Origin of the sequence: Pseudomonas izuensis (assembly GCF_009861505.1) — a bacterium.
Classification (GTDB): Bacteria; Pseudomonadota; Gammaproteobacteria; order Pseudomonadales; family Pseudomonadaceae; genus Aquipseudomonas; species Aquipseudomonas izuensis.
Genome location: NZ_WTFT01000086.1, coordinates 1 through 1,458 on the forward strand (window position 1 = coordinate 1; position 1,458 = coordinate 1,458).

Annotated in this window: 1 protein-coding gene and 2 pseudogenes; 2 read left to right on the forward strand and 1 reads right to left on the reverse strand. The window is 61.1% G+C overall.

The genetic code is table 11. The annotated features are described in order from the left end of the window. Positions 1-83, reverse strand: an 83-nt coding sequence (locus tag GPL81_RS30985; protein WP_281355074.1) for a P-II family nitrogen regulator, incomplete at its 3' end; no start/stop codon positions are given. 420 nt (positions 84-503) lie between these two features. Between GPL81_RS30985 and GPL81_RS30990 the strand changes: the two are divergent. After that, a pseudogene (locus GPL81_RS30990) lies at positions 504-710 on the forward strand (accessory factor UbiK family protein); the annotation flags it as partial. A 109-nt stretch (positions 711-819) separates the two neighbouring features. Continuing rightward, a pseudogene (locus GPL81_RS30995) lies at positions 820-961 on the forward strand (accessory factor UbiK family protein); the annotation flags it as partial. Positions 962-1,458 lie beyond the last annotated feature (497 nt).

The window sequence follows — 1,458 nt, forward strand, 5'->3', positions numbered from 1 at the left end:
ATGCCCTGCACGCCGATCTCGGACAACGACTCGCGCACGTCGTCCAACTTGAACGGCTTGATGATGGCAGTGACTAGCTTCATGAAAACTCTCTCCCGAATTGGTGGACTTGCCCCAGGAAAACAAACCCGTCTCAAGTCTAAGCGCAGTGCCTGGCTTTGTAACGCAGCCTCGGCCCTACCCGCCCGCCCGACGCTCGCTAACCGCTCCTTGCCAAACGCTCCCCGCGTTTCGCCTGGCGCACTGCATTCGTCACGGTGACTGCATCAGTGCATGGGTCACCAGGGTCTAAGCAGAAAGCTTGCCATCTCCACAAAACTCATAGTTTTCAAGTCGTTGCCGGTTGATGACCGCCACTTCGCCACAACACCCGGCATGTTACGCACAACAACGGTGCAGCACCGTCCATCCGCATGCGCGAAAAGCGTGCACCCCTTACCCGCGGAATTGACTGTAGACACTGCGTGATACACTGCTCGTCATTGTCACCAGGACCTTTCCCCATGCTCGCGCCCAAAGACTTCCTCGACGCCCTGACCGGCACCGCCTCCCGACTCTTCAGCGGCGACACCCCGCTGCCGAAAGCCGAAATCGAAAGCCAGTTCAAGGCCCTGCTGCAAAGCGCCTTCAGCAAACTGGACCTGGTGAGCCGCGAAGAATTCGACAGCCAGATGGTCGTACTGGCACGCACCCGCGCCCGCCTCGAAAGCCNNCCCCCCCCCCCCCCCCCCCCCCCCCCCCCCCCCCCCCCCCCCCACCCGCCCCCCCCCCCCCCCAAAAGCCCAAAACCAAAACCCATCCAAACCCCCGCCAGCAACCCCCTTCAGCAAACTGGACCCGGGGGAGCCGCGAAGAATTCGACAGCCAGATGGTCGTACTGGCACGCCCCCGCGCCCGCCTCGAAAGCCTCGAAGCGAAAGTGGCGGAGATGGAAGCGAAGCTGAACCCACCAACCGAATAACGCGCAAAACCCACTGTAGAAACCCAATCCACTGTGGGAGCGAGCCTGCTCGCGAATGAAGGTCGGAACGACCTTCAGCTTCACCTGTAGGAGCTGCCGCAGGCTGCGATCTTTTGATCCCAAGCCCCGCAAAAATCCCGGCAACGTCCTACAAACATCGCACCGCCGTCCGATTGCGTCGTCGAGTATCCGATCTCTAAGCTCTTCCCCAGCTGAATATTCAGCTCTGGGTTTGGCGACCCGGATAGCATCCAGCGCATCGCGACCACGTTCGAACTTGGGAAGTCTTCCCTTCTCGAATTATGGCGGCTCTGCGTGGGGGACCTTCGGGGCTGCCGGTTTTTCCGGATGCACCGGTTCGCCAACCCGCGCGCAGCTGCCACCCTTTTCGTTTGGCGACGACTAGAGGCAGCTTCCTACATACGCATCCGGGGGCTGCCCCATGGGAGAAAACTATCTAAACCCCCACGTCTTTACGCGGCCGCGACTCCCCCTCC